Source organism: Streptomyces sp. L-9-10 (assembly GCF_004151105.1).
In the GTDB taxonomy this organism is placed as follows: Bacteria; Actinomycetota; Actinomycetes; order Streptomycetales; family Streptomycetaceae; genus Streptomyces.
This window is the reverse complement of record NZ_PHRF01000016.1, coordinates 40385-56423: the sequence shown is the minus strand read 5'-3', so window position 1 is coordinate 56423 and position 16039 is coordinate 40385. Positions and strand designations below refer to the sequence as shown.

Annotated in this window: 14 protein-coding genes, 1 tRNA gene and 1 pseudogene; 10 read left to right on the top strand and 6 right to left on the bottom strand. The window is 68.7% G+C overall.

Annotated elements, in window-relative coordinates; genetic code table 11:
* Positions 1–294: 294 nt before the first annotated feature.
* A complete protein-coding gene (locus CU044_RS03325; protein ID WP_129766912.1) occupies positions 295–1737 on the top strand; it encodes a M6 family metalloprotease domain-containing protein in 1443 nt (480 codons plus the stop codon).
* 188 nt (positions 1738–1925) lie between these two features.
* Here the strand turns inward: CU044_RS03325 and CU044_RS03320 are convergent, their stop codons facing one another.
* The 4 genes from CU044_RS03320 to CU044_RS03310 form a co-directional block, all read right to left on the bottom strand.
* Positions 1926–3656, bottom strand: coding sequence for a class I adenylate-forming enzyme family protein (locus tag CU044_RS03320; RefSeq protein ID WP_129766911.1), 1731 nt, complete (start codon positions 3654–3656; stop codon positions 1926–1928).
* A gap of 158 nt (positions 3657–3814) precedes the next feature.
* Entirely contained in the window at positions 3815–4570 is a 756-nt protein-coding gene (locus CU044_RS03315) for an SDR family oxidoreductase (protein WP_129766910.1), read from the bottom strand.
* 79 nt (positions 4571–4649) lie between these two features.
* Entirely contained in the window at positions 4650–4814 is a 165-nt protein-coding gene (locus CU044_RS38305; RefSeq protein ID WP_165371766.1) for a hypothetical protein, read from the bottom strand.
* Positions 4807–5283 carry an SUKH-3 domain-containing protein gene (locus CU044_RS03310; RefSeq protein ID WP_129766909.1) on the bottom strand — a complete coding sequence of 159 codons (477 nt, stop codon included), beginning with the start codon at positions 5281–5283 and terminating at the stop codon, positions 4807–4809. The genes CU044_RS38305 and CU044_RS03310 overlap by 8 nt, the downstream gene beginning before the upstream one ends.
* Before the next feature lie 26 nt (positions 5284–5309).
* On the opposite strand from CU044_RS03310, the gene CU044_RS03305 reads away from it, so the two are divergent.
* Both CU044_RS03305 and CU044_RS03300 read left to right on the top strand, forming a co-directional pair.
* Positions 5310–5894 carry a hypothetical protein gene (locus CU044_RS03305; RefSeq protein ID WP_129766908.1) on the top strand — a complete coding sequence of 195 codons (585 nt, stop codon included), beginning with the start codon at positions 5310–5312 and terminating at the stop codon, positions 5892–5894.
* A tRNA-Arg gene (locus CU044_RS03300) sits at positions 5885–5957 on the top strand. Before CU044_RS03305 ends, CU044_RS03300 begins: the two co-directional genes overlap by 10 nt.
* Before the next feature lie 47 nt (positions 5958–6004).
* Here CU044_RS03300 and CU044_RS03295 read toward each other — a convergent pair.
* Both CU044_RS03295 and CU044_RS03290 read right to left on the bottom strand, forming a co-directional pair.
* Positions 6005–7675, bottom strand: a pseudogene (locus CU044_RS03295) (site-specific integrase).
* Positions 7672–8358, bottom strand: coding sequence for a helix-turn-helix transcriptional regulator (locus CU044_RS03290; RefSeq protein ID WP_240045311.1), 687 nt, complete (start codon positions 8356–8358; stop codon positions 7672–7674). Before CU044_RS03290 ends, CU044_RS03295 begins: the two are co-directional and overlap by 4 nt.
* A gap of 96 nt (positions 8359–8454) precedes the next feature.
* Here CU044_RS03290 and CU044_RS03285 point away from each other — a divergent pair, with 96 nt between their 5' ends.
* The 7 genes from CU044_RS03285 to CU044_RS03255 all read left to right on the top strand — a co-directional run bounded on the left by CU044_RS03285 (position 8455) and on the right by CU044_RS03255 (position 15993).
* The gene (locus tag CU044_RS03285; protein ID WP_129766907.1) at positions 8455–8694 is read left to right on the top strand and encodes a hypothetical protein; all 240 of its coding nucleotides are present in this window, start codon (positions 8455–8457) and stop codon (positions 8692–8694) included.
* Between the two features lie 212 nt (positions 8695–8906).
* Positions 8907–10172: a DUF3631 domain-containing protein gene (locus CU044_RS03280; RefSeq protein WP_129766906.1), complete on the top strand. Its 1266-nt coding sequence runs from the start codon at positions 8907–8909 to the stop codon at positions 10170–10172.
* 314 nt (positions 10173–10486) lie between these two features.
* The gene (locus CU044_RS03275) at positions 10487–11335 is read left to right on the top strand and encodes a DUF2637 domain-containing protein (protein WP_129767021.1); all 849 of its coding nucleotides are present in this window, start codon (positions 10487–10489) and stop codon (positions 11333–11335) included.
* Between the two features lie 192 nt (positions 11336–11527).
* Positions 11528–12181, top strand: coding sequence for a plasmid mobilization relaxosome protein MobC (locus CU044_RS03270; RefSeq protein ID WP_129766905.1), 654 nt, complete (start codon positions 11528–11530; stop codon positions 12179–12181).
* Positions 12178–13821: a mobilization protein gene (locus tag CU044_RS03265; RefSeq protein ID WP_129766904.1), complete on the top strand. Its 1644-nt coding sequence runs from the start codon at positions 12178–12180 to the stop codon at positions 13819–13821. Before CU044_RS03270 ends, CU044_RS03265 begins: the two co-directional genes overlap by 4 nt.
* Before the next feature lie 131 nt (positions 13822–13952).
* On the top strand, positions 13953–14378 hold the full coding sequence (locus tag CU044_RS03260) for a hypothetical protein (RefSeq protein ID WP_129766903.1): 426 nt from the start codon (positions 13953–13955) through the stop codon (positions 14376–14378).
* Between the two features lie 388 nt (positions 14379–14766).
* Positions 14767–15993: a helix-turn-helix domain-containing protein gene (locus CU044_RS03255; protein ID WP_129766902.1), complete on the top strand. Its 1227-nt coding sequence runs from the start codon at positions 14767–14769 to the stop codon at positions 15991–15993.
* Positions 15994–16039 lie beyond the last annotated feature (46 nt).

Below are 16039 nucleotides of genomic sequence, written 5' to 3'. Positions count from 1 at the left end.
TCGCAGTACGTCGCAGTCGTCGTCGTACGTCGTCGTACGTCGTCGCAGTACGACGTCGTGTAGCTCGTAGGTCGCAAGCGGGGATCGCTTCCCCGTTTCCCAGAGACACACGTGCAAACGGGGAAGCCATCCCCGGTTATTTCACTCAAACATGTGAGCTGGGTCACTCTGCTCCATTCGGTGTCAGGAACCCACGATCGGCGCACCCAGCGAGCGCCGACACGCCGAGCGACGCAGGGTGATCGAACAGCGCAGTCAGTACGGCCGACTGCCGCGGACGTAAAGGGCGACCGCATGCAGCAGAGGCGTCAGATACGCGGAGCCGGCGGCAGTGCCGGAGCCACAGGAACCAGCAAAGACACAGAAGAAGCAGAAGACGCAGAAGACGCGGAGGACACGGAGGACACGGAGGACACGGAAGGCACTGGAGGCGCTGGAGGCGCCCGACGCCCCCGCCCCCGGCCCTCCGGCCGCCTCAGGCGCACCAAGTGTCCCCGCCGGCTCACCGCCATCGCCGGCCTCACGGCGCTCACCCTCGCTGCGCTGACCACGGCGAGTTCGTCCCTCCACGTCACCAGCCCCGCCTCAGGGGGCCCTGGACTGGCCATGGGCTCCCCCCTCGGCCCGTGCCGTATCACCTCGAACATCGCCGTACAGATGTCGGAGGGCCTGCCCACCCCGGCCGGTTACTCCCGTTCCACGGGCAAGATCCGCGCTCTCAACCTCATGATCGACTTTCCGGACGCGCCGGGCACGGGGAAGGCGCTCGACCGGCTCTCCGAGTTCTTCCCGAAGACGTCGCAGTGGTTCAGAACCAGTTCGTACGGGCGGCTCGACTACCGTCCCGAGGCCCCGCTGCGTGACTGGGTACGGATGCCGCTGCCCTTCGCGGAGTACGGGATCGCGCGCGGGTCACCGTACGAGCCGGGCTACCGAAAGCTGGTCGACGACATCGTGGCCGTGACCGACCCGGCAGTGGACTTCAGCGCGTACGACCTGGTCAACGTGCTGGTGACACCCAACGCGGGCCCCTCGGCGCTGGACACCGTCCTGTCCGTCACCTTCTCCGGCAACGCGGACGCCCCGCACGCCGACGGCGCCCCGCTCTCCAACACGTCGTTCGTCTACAGCCGCCAGGACGACGGCTCCGGGTCGTACGCCGAGACCGGCTACCGGGTGCTCCCGCACGAGAACGGCCATGTCTTCGGACTGCCCGATCTCTACACGATGGACGGCGGCGGCTCGGTCGGGCACTGGGACATCATGTCCGAGGACTGGGGCGCCAACAACGATCTGCTGGGCTGGCACAAGTGGAAGCTCGGCTGGCTCGACGACGAACAGATCCGCTGCGCGTCCGGTGCGGGCATCAGCGACCATGTGCTCGGTCCGCTGGCCACCACGGGCGGGCCGAAGCTGGCGTTCGTACCGATCTCCAAGGAGTCGGGGTACGCGGTGGAGGTACGGACGCGCGAGGGCAATGACGAGGCGGTCTGCGAGCCGGGTGTCCTGATCTACCGCGTGGACTCGGGGGTCGACACGGGCCGCGGCCCGATCACCGTCGCGGACGGCAAGCCGAACAGCGGTGGCTGTACGCGCAGGCCCAATGTGCACGCGGAACTGTCGGACGCGCCGTACCGGCCGGGTCAGACCTTCACCGACCAGGAGAACGGCATCAGGATCTCGGTGCTGGAGCAGGAGCCGGACGGAAGTTTCAAGATCAGGGTAAAGCGGTTCTGAGCGTCATGGGGAAGCGGTCGGTTCTGAGCGTCATGGGGAAGCGGTCGGTCCTGAGCGTCATGGGGAAGCGGTCGGTCCTGAGCGTCTCCGGGCGGCCCCGCATGCTCCTTCCCTTCCTTCCTCGCGTCCTTCCTCGCGCGCCAGTCCTTCCTCCCTCGCGCGCGCCAGTCGTTCCTCGTGCGTGACCGTCATTCCTCGCGTGCGCGGATGTGCTCCGCGACCGGGTCCCGCAGCTCACGCTTGAGGATCTTGCCGGTCGGGTTACGCGGCAGCGGCTCCTCCCACACGAGCACATGCGCCGGCACCTTGAACGCGGCGAGCCGACGGCCGACATGGGCCCGCAGCTCTCCGGCGTCCGTCCCGGCGCCCGGCCTGATCCGCACCACCGCCGCGACCTCCTCGCCCAGCACGGGGTGGGGGACGCCGAGCACGGCGGCGTCGATGACGTCCGGATGGGCGTGGAGTACGTCCTCGACCTCGACGCAGTACACGTTCTCGCCGCCGCGGACGATCATGTCCTTGAGCCGGTCCACGATGCTGACGCGCCCGTCGTCCCGTGCGACCGCGAGGTCACCGGTCCTGAACCAGCCGTCGCGGGAGAACGCCCGCCCGCTCGACGCCTCGTCCCGCCAGTAGCCGCGCACGAGCGACTGGCCGCGCAGCCACAGTTCCCCGACCTTTCCCTCGGGCAGGGTCTCGCCGGCCGGGTCCGCGATCCGCACCTCGGTGACCGGCGTCGGACGTCCCACGCTCGCCGGGAACCGCCGGTAGTCGGCGCCGAAGTTGGCGAGCACGCCGCCGGAGGTCTCCGTCAGGCCGTACCCGTTACGGGCTTCGATGCGCTCCCCGTAGCGGGCGGTGAGGCGGGCGATCAGATCGGGCGGCGCGGCGGCTCCGCCGGTGGCGAGCATGACGAGAGATTCCAGCGGGTCGTTCGCGGCCGTCGCCTCGTCCAGCAGCTGGAGCGCGGTGGCCGGGACGCCCGCGTAGTGCGTCACCCCGTGCTCGTGGATCAGTTCCAGGGCCCGTCGCGCGTCCCACTTCCGCATCAGGACGAGCGTGCCGCCGACGGCCATCGCCGAATAGAGGCTGGTGAACGCCGCGACGTGGAAGAACGGGAACGTCATGAGCGTGATGGGCGCGGGCCCCTGGCCGGGCAGCTGCCCGCGCCCGAGGGCGGAGGCGGCGGCCTGGAAGCGCGGGTTCATGGCCGCGCCCGCCTGTGCGAGATGCGTGGCGACGGCGCCTCTGGGCCGTCCCGTCGTCCCCGAGGTGTAGATGATGGTGGCGTCGTCCTCGGGGCGCACCTCGACGTCGGGGGGCGCGGTGGCGGGATCGGGGGCGGGGAGTTCCTCGTACCGTTCCACGCGGGCGCCGACCGCGCCGGCGCAGCCAGCCGCGCCGTCGTTGCCGTCGTAGCCGTCGTGGTGGAAGACGACAATCCGCACCGGCTCGCGCCCGCCTTCGCCCTCCCCCTGCCCCTGCCCCTGCCCCGCGGCCCATCGGCTGACGCGCGGCAGCCGCTCACCGTCCACGAGCAGCACGCGCGGCGCGCAGTCGTCCAGCGCGTACGTGAACTCGGCCTCGGTCCACCAGGCGTTGAGGGGTACGGCGATCAGCCCCGCCAACTGGGCGGCCCAGAAGGCGATCTGCCACTCGGGGTGGTTGCGCATGGCGATGGCGGCGCGGTCACCGGGGCGCAGCCCGTACGTACCGACGAACCGGTTGGCGAGGGCGGAGGCGGCGGCGAAGAACTCCCCGTACGTATACGTCCGGTCCTCCGCCACCAGGAACGGCTGATCGCCGAAGGTCCAGGTCGGCTCGACGAACTCGCGCAGGGTGCGCGGCCCTTCGGCGTAGACGAGCGAGCCGTTCTCGGCGCGTACGACGGCGAAGGGCGCCCCGGGCGCGGTGAGCATGTGCGACACGGGCACCTCGGGAATCTCTCTAAGCGCCTGCTCAGTACGAGGGCGACGCTACTCCACCGGCTTGACGGAGTCGACCCGGGCCGCTTTCGTCCGCCGCCCGGCGCGTCCCCGGCGGACATGCGCGGCCAGTCCATCAATCCTTCAACCCATCAGTCCACCTGCGTCCCGCAGGTGATGTTGAGCGCGGTCGCGGTCATGGAGCGGGCACGGTCGGAGGCGGCGAAGGCGGCCACGTTCCCGACGTCCTCCAGCGTCGCGGCGCGCTTCAGCATCGTGCGCCGCTCGATGTCGTGGACGATGGCCTCGCGCCCGTCGAAGCCGGCGGGAAGCGTCTCCACGATGCCCGCGGTCTGGAGCGTCAACGCCCGGATCCCGAACGGCCCCAGCTCACAGGCCAGTTGGCGCCGCAGCGAGTCGAGCGCCTGAAAGGCGACCTGGAGCCCGCCCAGGCTGAACTCGGGCGTGGGATCGCCGTACCCCCCGAACACCAGGATCACACCGGAGCGGCGCGGCTTCATATGGCGTGCGGCGGCGCGCGCGGTCAGGAAGTTCGTCCGCAGGGCGGTCACGACGGGCCGTTCGAAATCCGCGAGTGCCATGTCGGAGAGCGGGGTGCCCTGCACATCGTTGTGCGAGATCAGATTGAACGAGACATCGATACCGCCCGCCCGCTCGGCGACATCGTCGGCATGCGCGTCCACGGCTCTTTCGTCGAGCGCGTCCAGTACGACGGTCTCAACGGCGCCGCCCTCGGCCCTGATCCCGGAGGCGACGTCCTCCAGCGGCCCGGGGGTACGGGCGGCGAGAAAGACCCGCGCCCCTTCGCGCGCGAAGGTCCGCGCCACGGCGCCCCCGATGGCTCCACTGCCGCCGTAGATCACAGCGGCCTTGTTCCTGAGCAGCATGTCGGCTCTCCCCTTCTCGCATCCGAACGAGGCGCACGCACGCCCCACCGCATCGAACGACTGCCAAGCCACCCAGAACTCATCGCTCCGCCTGCTTGAATCCCCGCAGTCCGTGGAATTCGCGCGATGCCCGCTCGGCAGCCGGGAACAGCGCCCACGTCGCTCCATCGGCCACCGGCTCGACGAGTACGACAGCCCTGAGCACCGCTGACAACGCGGCCACGCCGGGAACGAGGTCAGACAAGGTAGTCCTCCGCATCTTCCATCTCACTGCTCATCAGGCTGATCAATGCCTCGTACTTTTCGCGCCCGAGATAATACGCCCCGGAGTGGTGCGAAAAGAAGAACCGGCCGGTTTCGTCCATGAGTATGGTGGAGCCGTCGTACGTGTCGTATCCGACAGGGAATAGTTTCGTTCCAAGATCCCCGGCCAGCTCAGAGATCTCCTCGGCGTCTCCCTTGAATACGAGATGCGGCGTGAATATCGCGAAGTTCTCCGGAGCGGTGTCGATGACGGCTCGAAGGAGCGTGTGCTCGCGGATGAAAGCGAAGGCAGGTGCGGAAGGCTCGATATCCACGCCGTACGAACGGTATCGCTCGACCACGGCCGCGATCGCTTCGGACGCCGCCTCCTCCCCGACATCGCGTCCCGGGTGCCATCCTGCTTCTGTCAGCCACGCATCTACTTCTTCGGCTGTGGAAAGTAGCGGCATCGTCGCCCTCGCTCTAACTGTGTGCCGTGACACCGATCAACGGAAGAATTCTTGAATCTGCGGAGAAAATTCACTACGCGGACGGAACCGAAGAACTCGTCCCTGCGGGAGAACAGCCACCCGGCGAAAGCGACGAGGAGCGTGACTTCTACCGCGCCGAGCACTTGCAGCAGATTCCGGAATTCACCCGCACCCATCAGCTGGTCTACCCCTACCGCAGCAACGCGGACGCGGATCACTCACAACAACTCGACGCCTCCCTGCGGAACGGACGTCTCATCTTCTACGGCGTGGAAGCCCAGCAACTCCTGACCGTCGGATTCGTCCTCACCCAGAACTCGACCGGCCGCGCGCTGCACGAGGAAGGTCCCGTGCCGAGCCACACAGCCTGCCCCTCCCACCCGGCTCCTCCACACCAGCGCCCGCCCGATCCCCGATCCGGTACCCTGTGGATCGAGCGCTCTGGCGGGCGCTGCGCCGTACCACGCGGGCTCCGCGTGACCCTACGACGTAGCGGCCCAACCCAAATCGCTCAGGGCTTGACCAAGAGACCTGGCCGCGACTCGTCAGCGAGATCCGCGCAAGGTGTCGCACAAGCCTCGCCTTCGTAGCTCAGGGGATAGAGCACCGCTCTCCTAAAGCGGGTGTCGCAGGTTCGAATCCTGCCGGGGGCACAGCGCGTTACCGCTCTGACCTGGGGTTTCTTCACCAGGAAGGGCCCCTACTCGGCCTCGGACTCCTCGTCCGAGGCCGTTTGCGTGAGCGGTGCGTGAGCGGACGGGAAGTTGATCTCCCGAATTCCTCCCAACGGATCAGCACCATCCGGCACGGGTTCCACGCCCGCAGACTGCGCACCGTCGGGCTCCCCCTCTTCGGGGGCAGTGTTCTCGGGGGTTGCTCGCGCTCGCGGAACGAGCCGGGCCGCAGCCTCTGCGATTGCCAGATCCGCTTCGGGAAGCAGGCTCGTGTACGTGTCCGACGTGATGGTGATCGAGGAGTGACCGAGCATCTCCTGGATGTCCTTCAGGCCGGCACCGGCCGCGTGAGCCAGGGTGGCGGCACCGTGACGGAGGTCGTGGAGCCGGATCGGCGGTAGCCCGAGTTCCTCGTGCAGCTCGATGAACCGCCTTGTGACGTTGGCGGGGTGGAGCAGTTCTCCGTTCTCGCGGGTGAAGACTCGCCCGGTCTCCACCCAGGCGTTCTCCCACTCCTTGCGGTCCACGTCCTGCTGGGCGCGGTGCCGCTTGAGGGCCTGAACCGTGTCGGAGTCGAGGGCGATGGTGCGCGCTCCGGCGTCCGTCTTCGGGTCGTCCTCGTACACCTCTCAGCCGTTCACCACGAGTTGCCTGGCGACCGTGAGGAGCCCGGCGTCCAAGTGCGTGTCGGTCCATCTCTGACCGCACGCCTCGCCTCGCCGAAGTCCACGGAAGGCGACCAGGTGAAACAGCGCGTAGAGGCGGTCTTCCGCGACATGGTCCAGAAAGAGTCCGGTGTGCTCCGGAGTCCAGACCATCACCGGCGAGGGCTTCTCGCCGGTCCGCTCCCAATGGATGATGCGTTCCTCGGTCCATACGAGGGCCTTGGGGCGCTTGCCGGCCTCCAACTCGACGTGGGACGCGGGGTTGAAGGTGATCAGCTGCTGGGCGATCGCGACATTCAGCGCCGCCCGCAGCGTGGAGCGGACGCGCTGGCGCGTGGCCGGACCGACGATGCGCCGGTAGGGCTCCATCTCTGCGATAGCCGCTTTCATCGCCTTGCGGCGGGCCCGGTGCTCGCGCCCCTTCCAAGGGATCCGGCCAAGATCCTCGAACGCCTTTCGACGGGCTGCGTTGCCCTCGGCAATCTCGACGTTGGCCTCGGCGATGGCTTCGAACAACTCTGATAGGTGCGCGACCCGGAGGCGGTCGAGCCGTAGGTGCCCGATCCTCGGTTTGAGGTGCACCCTGATGTTGCTCTCATCGCGGCTGATGGCGCTTGGTCGGCCCTTCTTGCCTGCCAGCCACATGTCCAGCCACTCACCGACCGTGAGCCGGTTCGTCAGGTCGAGGCCGTGACTGAGACGCCTGCGCGTGCCCTCGATGTCCGGCAACGATGCCTTCTCATCGGCCACCTTTTCCAGCAACTCCGCTAGCTGCACCAGCCCCTCGGAGTCGTCGGAATCAGCCAGACCGAGAAGGGCCCGGACGTGATCAAGGTCGCCCTGTGCAGCCTTCCGCGTCTCGTAGCCGGCGCGGTTGAAGGAGCGGCGGGTGCCGTCTTCGCGGGGTGGGAGTTCCTGGCGTATGGAGTAGGAGCCGTGCTTGCGGCTGGTGAGTCTGGGACAGCTCTTGCCGAGTGGTCTGCCGGTCTTGGGGTCGCGGCAGTAGCAGCGGCGGTGTGTGGAGCCCTTCAAAGGCGGTCCTCCGGGGTCGTGTTGGTGCTGGTCATGGTTTCGGGGGTGTCGACGTCGCCGAGTGCGGGTGGGAGGTCGGGCGGGGTGGCTCCGTCGTCGCGGAGGTCGCGGCGGAGGTAGCGCAGCTTGTACTTGGCGATGATGGCCTGGTCTCCGTAGGTGATCCGTCTGCGTTTGGCTTCTTCCTTCTCGGCGCGGCTCGTCGCTGTCTTGGCCGCGAACCGCGCCTCTTCTTCCTCTTCGAGTGCGGCGATGGCGGTGTGGACGAGGCTGGTGTGGGCTTCGAAGTGGGGTACCAGCCCTGCGTCGTAATCCGAGACGTCTTCCTCGCCGGTGAAGCGCCGCAGGGCGGTCCAGGTGGGCACGAGGTACTGGAAGGGCAGTTCCTGGGTCTCTTCGACGTAGCCGACGGGGAAGATCAGGCAGCCCGGGTAGGTCTTGAGGGCGGCGGCCAGGACCATGACGTCGACCAGCGGAAGGCTCGCGCGGCGTCCGGATTCCATGTTGGCGATCACGTTGCGCGGGATGGGATGCCCCAGGCGCTCGCACTCGTCGGCGAGTTCCTGCGCGCTCCACCTCATCTCCTTTCTCCTGCGCCGTACTTCGCCGGCCACGTTCGCCTGGACGCGGTCCACCCATTCCGGGAAGTCGTCCTCATCAGCATCCACACCATGTTGTGTCATGGAGACACATTAGCTTGAGGATCCTTGTTGGTGTCGCCTGGAGCCGGACGTGGTTGCCGCGTTCGCCGAGGGCTGTACCGAGAAGGGGCGCACCGTATGCGCGAAGACGCGGCCGACGGCCGGTTGAAGGGTTCGAAGGGGATGAGCCGGGAGGAGCTGCTCGCTCTGCCGGTGGCGGTTGACCTGGATACGGGCAACCGTGCTCTGGGACTCGGCCGGAGCAAGGGGTATGAGCTGGCGAAGCGGGGCGAGTACCCGTGCAAGGTTCTGCGCCTGGGCAAGGCGTACCGGGTGGTGACGGCGGATCTGCTGGGTCTGCTGGGGCTGGCGGCGTGAAGGCGCGGCAACGTAGCAGAAGGTTCTGCGTTGAGCTGACACAGAAACGCTGGACTGTTGCCGGGCGTGGACGTACGGTCCGTGTTCCCTCGGGAAACGGAGTGGCCCTCCGGCGCGGCAACGCCCAAGGCCACAGCGGCCCCGAGCGGTCCGTGAGTCAACCCGGCGGCAAGGGCGTGAAGGCCCGCCACCGCCAGAGAAGGAGCCGCCCGGTGGAACAGCCCCAAGCCGAGCCCCATTCCACGCCCAGCAGGCTGTCGTGGCCGCCCGTAGCCGTCCCCGGCCAGCACCTCGGTGAGGCTGCGCCTGACGCCGCTTCGGCGGACCAGCCCACCGATCAGGTGCCGTCGGAGCCGGAGACTGCGGATGCCTCGGCGCTGCTGGACGAACTGCGGGAGCAGATAGCGAAGTTCATGATCCTGCCTTCGGCTGAGGCTCTGACGGCGGTGACGTTGTGGGTGGCGGCGACGCATCTGCAGCCCGCCTGGCAGCACGCGCCGCGTCTGGCGGTGGTCGCTCCGGAGAAGCGGTGCGGCAAGTCGAGACTGCTGGACGTTCTGACCGAGACGGTGCACAACTGCCTGATCACGGTCAACGCCAGTCCCGCCGCGATCTTCCGGTCGATCACCGACGACAACCCGCCCACGCTCCTGGTCGACGAGGCAGACACCCTCTTCGGCACCGCGAAGGCAGCCGAGCGCAACGAGGACCTCCGGGGCCTGCTGAACGCCGGGCACCAGCGGAACCGACCCACGCTGCGGGTCTCGGGGCCCGAGCACAAGCCGACCCAGTTCCCCACCTTCGCCATGGCCGCGCTCGCCGGAATCGACGACCTGCCGGACACGATCATGGACCGGTCGGTCGTCATCCGGATGCGCCGCCGCGCACCGGGCGAGAAGGTCGCGGCCTTCCGCACCCACCGCGACACCCCCGCACTGCACGCCCTGCGCGACCGCCTCACCTCCTGGCTGAAGCCCCTCGGCACGCTGGCGGCGGACCGGGAACCAGTGATGCCGGTGGAGGACCGCGCCGCCGACACGTGGGAGCCGCTGGTGATCGTCGCCGACCTCGCCGGAGGTGACTGGCCCGCGCTTGTCCGCGTCGCCTGCCAGGCCATGAGCGACTACGAGGCGGGGCAGGACGAGGAAGGCGGTCTGCGCACCCGCCTGCTGGTCGGGATCCGCCGGGCCTTCGGCGCCGAGCGTGACCCGGCGGTGCTGGCCACCAAGCGCCTGCTGGAGGCACTGAACGCGGACAGGGAAGCGCCGTGGGCGGAGTACGGTGCCGGCGGTCTGACGCCGCGCGGCCTGCAACTGCTCCTGAAGCCCTACGGCATCAGCTCGGCCAACCGGCGCTTCCCCGACGGCACCCAGGCCAAGGGCTTCGCGCGCAACCAGTTCCTCGATGCCTGGGCCCGCTACTGCCCCGAACCGGCACCCGCAGCCGTGGCAGAGCCGCTTCCCGGCACCGCGCCCTGACCCGGAACGTCCCGTCGCACCCGTCCCCGCCCAGCTCAGCACGGGGACGAGTGAAGACCCCGCAACGAGTCGACTCGACATCACCACTCCACCCGTACCTGCCCTGACCAGGCACGCAACGAGTGGTACGACTCCCGCCCCCACGGCGGCCCTGCCCTCGCTGAGGCAGTGCCCCACCCCAGTTGTGCCGTCCCGGGCATCCCCGCCATGTCACCCCGCCCGCCAGGACGGACCACCGCTACCTGAGGAGAACCCGCTTGCCCCACCCCACCACCCAGCACCAGACCACCATCGCGACGACGCAGGGCCAACACATGACGAAGCACACCGTCGAGCGGTACACACTCGTGGCCGCCGGCGTTGTCATCGTGGCCCTGACCGCCGGGGCGTTCTGGCTGTCCTACGCGCATCTCGCCGAGGTCGCCGGGAAGCACGGGCTGGGAGGTTCACCCGTCCGTCAATGGGCGTGGCCGGCGACGCTGGACGCGTTCATCGTCGCGGGCGAACTCCTGATGCTCCGCGCCGGTCTGCGCAGGGTCACCGACGGATGGGCCATCACCGTGACCGCCACCGGATCGGTCGGCTCCATCGCCCTCAACGTCGCAGGCGTCAGCGGCACAGGAGGTGCTGGCACCTTGCCGCTGCTCGACTACCTCGTCGCCGCGGTCCCACCCACCGCAGCCCTGCTCGCTTTCGGTGTCCTGATGCGGCAGATCCACCAGCTCGTCGACCAACCCGCAGGCCGTCCGGGCACGAGTTCCGACCAGCCTGCCGACCTGCCGACCACCGCGTCCGCCGAGACGCCGGAACCACCGGTCCTGGCTGCGGAGGCGGAGGGCGAGTCGCTCGGCGGCAGTCCTGAACTCACCGGCCCATCCGGTTCTCCCGCCCGTAGTGCGCCGGAACTGCCCGACACGGTGCTGCCTCAGGAGGCGCCTGCTCCTCGGCGTACGGGGCGGCCTCCGAATGCCTCGCTTGACGAGCTGCTGGCCATCGCCCGACCCGTGGTCGAACGGCTCGGTGGGATCGACCGCGACGTAGTCACGGACGAGATTCGGAACGTGCAGGGACGCAAAGCCTCCAACGAGCGCCTGCTGAAGGTCTTCAAGGTGCTTGAGAAGGAGCGGGACTCAGCGCGTCCCTCGGCCCAGCGGTCCGGCTGACCGCCTCACGCCTCTCAGTCACCGGAAGTCCGGAAGTAGTTCGGACTTCCGGTGACCGGACGTTCCCCACGCGTCCGCCCTTCCCTCTCAGAGCCCCTGCTCCACCGACGCCCCCGCTTCAGAGCCCACTGACTGACCCGCCAGGCGCATGACACCCAGCCCGATCACTTACCGACCCCGGAGTTGCACACCATGACTGACCAGCAACGCGAACAGCCCACCCCTCAGCAGGAGATGACAGCCACCAGCACCAGCGGAGCAAGGTATGCCGTTGGACCGTCCAAAGGCCGGTCCAACGGGGGAATCTCCGCCCCGGGGGTGGCGGAGGGGCTCGGGCACCAGGGGGTGCCCGAGCAGGACGATCCCACTGACGTTTCTGCGTCTGCTGTTGTGCCGTTGCCGCGTGCTGCTGATCAAGCCGCGCTGCACCGCGTCGCCCGCCGCCGCGAGCGCCAAACCGAGCAGCGCAAAGAGCGTGTCGACGTCCGCTACAGCGTCGATGAGAAGACCGACATCCTCGGCATGGCCCAGCCGCTGAACATCGCCGCCGCCCACTACGTCGGCGCTGTCGTCATGGCCCACGTGCACGGTGACCTCGCCCTGCCCGGCCAGCGCACCCCGCTGGACGACTACATCGACGAACTCAACGCGCTGCGCGCCCAGATCACCCACATCGGCCGCAACATCAACCAGATCACGAAGAAGCTCCACTCCGGCGGCCACCCACACCCCGGGGACAGCGCCCTGCTCGCCCAGACCGAGCGCACCCTGACCGCCGCAGGCGCGGCCGTGCGGGACATCGCACAGGCCGCGAACCAGGCGGTCAGCAAGAAGGCCGTCCGTTGATCGCGAAGATCAGCAGCGGCAAGAGCACCGCCGGCCTCATCCGCTACCTCTTCGACACGGAGAAGGCGAAGGGCCACACGGATCCGCACCTGGTGGGCTCCTGGGACGGCTTCGCCCCGGATCCCGGCCGCGCCGACGATCCCGACGGCGTCAGGAAGCTCCTGGTCGCGGATCTCGACCTTCACGTCAAGCAGGCCAAGAGGCTGGGCCGCGCCCCGGAGAAGCATGTGTGGCACTGCTCGGTCCGCGCCGCCGGAAGCGACCGCCACCTCACGGACGAGGAATGGGCCCACATCGCCCGCCGCGTCGTTCACGCCACCGGCATCGCCCCCGACGGTGATCCGGACGGGTGCCGGTGGGTCGCCGTGCGGCACGCACCGGACCACATCCACATCGCCGCAACCACCGTGCGGGCGGACCTGCGGGGCGCCCGGCACTGGAACGACTACCTCACCGCGGACCGTGAACTCGCCGCCATCGAGAAGCACTACGGCCTGCACCAGGTCGTACGCGGCGACCGCACCGCCGCCAAACGCCCCACCCGCGCCGAGCAGGAGAAAGCCAAACGCGCCGGCAGCAAGACAACGGCCCGTGAGCGTCTGCGTGCCGCAGCCCGCACGGCGGTGGCCGCCGCAACGAGCACGGAGGAGTTCCTCACCCTGCTGGAGCACACCGAGGGGGTGCTCGTCGACGTCAAGCGCTTCCCCTCCGGCGACATCCGCGGCTACACCCTCGCCCTCGAAGGTGACACCAACAGCGAGGCGGAGCCGATCTGGTACTCCGGGTCGAAACTCGCACCGGACCTGTCGTGGCCCAGGATCAGCGAACGGCTCACCGCCACCGCCGCCACCGCACGGCCGTGGCAGGACGCGATCACCGCCGCCGAGGACATTCCCCGTGCTCTCGCGCACGATACGGCGCCGGCCGCGCAGGCCCACATCACCGCACTCGGCGAAACCCTCGACGCACTGCCCCTCCTCACCCCCGCCCCCTACCAACACGAACTCCGGCAGGCAGCCGCAGCCTTCGAACGCGCCTCCCGCTCCCGCATCCAGGCTGAGAACCACCACGCCGCCCGCCTGCGCGCAGCCGTCAAAACCATGCTCCGCACCCCACCCCCGAACAGCACCGACGGCACACTCCTGGCCCTGCTCCTCGACACGATCGTCCTCGCCACCGCCGCCACCCTCCGATGGCACCACCTGCACCACCACGACCAGCAGGTCACCGCGACGCGTGATGCCCTCACCCACCTCCACGTGGCCGCGGACCAGGCCGCCGTCACCGCTCTGGCCACCGTCAAACGGGCAGGGCCGAGCAGTCCCGTGGTCCGGCTCCGGTACGAGCATGTCGTCCGCATGGTGCTGCCCGAACACGCCGACACGATTCTCAACGCCGCCGACTGGGAGGCGCTCGCCGCCACCCTCGCCCGCGCCGACACCAGCGGCCTTGACTCCGTCGAAGTCCTCCGCGCCGTCGCCCAGCGGCCCCTCGACGACGCCCGGTACCCCGCGCGGCTCCTCGCCTGGCGCATCCAACAGACCACCCACACCGCACAGACACCCCGCACCGCACCGCCGGCACCACGGCTGGCGCCAGGCCCGGCGCCCCAGCCCGGCGGGCCGCGCACCCGCCACTGACCGCCCGCACCCCAAGCCCCTGTCCCGCGAGTCATGGAGGTACCTCATGCCCCGCGCACCACCCCGCGATTCACCGCGAAGCGCTCACCAGCTCAGACCCCATCCACACGACATTGCAGAAGGAACCGCCCATGCCCCAGACCCACTTCCGCCCCGACGTCGTCGCGCTCTTCGCCGACGTGGACTGGCACGGCCACCTCGACGACCCCCAGCGCGCATACCACCGTGACGGGCGTCCCTTCACCCTCGCCGAGCAGCGCCTGCTCGTCACCATCACCCCGGAAGAGAAGGCCGCCGGGCACCAGCAGATACGGCGCGAGAACGAGTGGCTGGACGAAGTCGACGCGATGAGGGACGACTTCGTCGCCCTGATCAGGAAGTACTTCGACCAGCTCCCCAAGGGCTCCGTGGTCGCCGACGCCATCAGCATCATGACCGACGAGGACTACGCCGAGTACGAACGCCTCGTCCCGATCGTCACCGCACAGGACACCCTCGAATACCGCGCCACCCACGGAAACTCGTCCGAACATCTCACCGGACACACGGAGGACTGAGCGCCTACGCCGACGGCTGCCCGCTCTGTGGGCAGCCGTCACGGCAGCGCCTTTCCGACGAAGTTGATCTGGTGTGGACGATCTCTCCAGGCCGTCCACGTGCGACGGACGATGCGTAGGAGCGGGGCGAGGGTTTCACAGGGGGCCGCCGAGCAGGCGCAGAGCGGCCCCCGGGTAGGGCGGGAGCGGTCGGCCGGACGGGGGCGCCATGGTTCCAGGCGGTGATCAGGCCAGTCTCTCTCGTTACGTGGTTGAGACGCGAACCGATGCCAAGCTGGCAGCCGATTGATGGGCCCGATCACCTATGTCCGAGCCCATCAATGTCTCTGCCCCAAAGTCGGCAGTCAGAGCAGTTGCAGTGAACTGTTCCCTGCGTTTTGCTTCTGACATGGCGCAGTCCCTCCGTCCTCAGGCCCTGGAGCATCAGCGACTGTTCAGAGACATGAGCCTGGAAGAGTTAGCCGAGGCCGTAGGAGTCACTCCGCGTGCCGTACGTCACTGGGAGGCGGGAACACGGGCCGTCGGAGACCGGGCTTTCGGCCGGCTGCTAAAAGTCTTGCAATGCGGTGCGCAGGACCTGACGGGTCGCGATCCGGGGACCGAGAGCCTGGCCGACTTGCGCCGTGACGCAGGCATGAGTTGCGAAGAGGCGGCCTCGGTTCTACGACACAAGAGGGGTGCACGGGGCCTGAATTTCAGCGCGGAAAAGGTCCGTGATCTGGAACGTGGCAGACGTGTCCGTGGCTGGACGTGGGGGTCTGCAGAAACCCTCGGGCGGGTGGCCCGCATGCTCGCCCAGGTCTATCGAGTTCCGGACCGGGTGGTGATGGATGCCTGGCGCCGTAGCCGCCCGGAAGAGCCTCTTCCGCTCCTTCCTGTGCGACGTGCCCGTCAGCCGTCCGGCGAGTCGCTCGCTGCCTGGAGCTCCCTCAACGACCGGCAGCGTACCTATCTGGCGTGCATCTTCCAGCAGGATCAGGAGGTGGAGGAGGAACAGCGGCACGCCCGTTACGTGGGCGCGGAGCAACGACCGGCAGCTGAATGGCGGCGTATGACGTTAGCGCTCTCCGCCTCGTCCGATGCGGTCGGCTACACCCGCATTCAGGAGCGGCTGCGCGAGGCTGGTGTGCATGACCCAGGCGCCGGGTCTTCAGTGGCCGCTTTGGAGCGGCGTGGGTTGATCGTTGTGTACCGGGACCGGGTCTATGTCGACGGGCTAGGGGACTTGCCTCGTACCCGGGTGGAGATGAGCCGGCATGGGCGAGTGGTAGCCCGCGCGGCGCTCGGTGTTTCCCGCGAGGTAGGGCCGCCCGCGCCGCTGCTGTCGTTGTGGTTGTGGAAGATCGTGGTCCGTGTCGCGCACGCTGGGACGCAGGGGGTGGACGGCAGTCTCGCCGGGCGTGGGCCGCATTACCTGGCGGTGGGGCAAAGCCCGGATGGACGGACCCCGAGTCGGGGCTTCATTGTGTTGCGGCTCCCCGATGGGGTGACTCATGGGCCGTATCGGTGGTTCCTTACGGACTCCGGGAGGCGCCACATCGCCGATTTCCTCGACACCTACCGCGGTCTGTATCCCAGTCTTGATACACAGGGCGTCGGCGAGATCTCTGGCTGAGCTCCCCGGGCGGGATCCTCGGGTTCATTGTCAGTGGCCTGCCGTA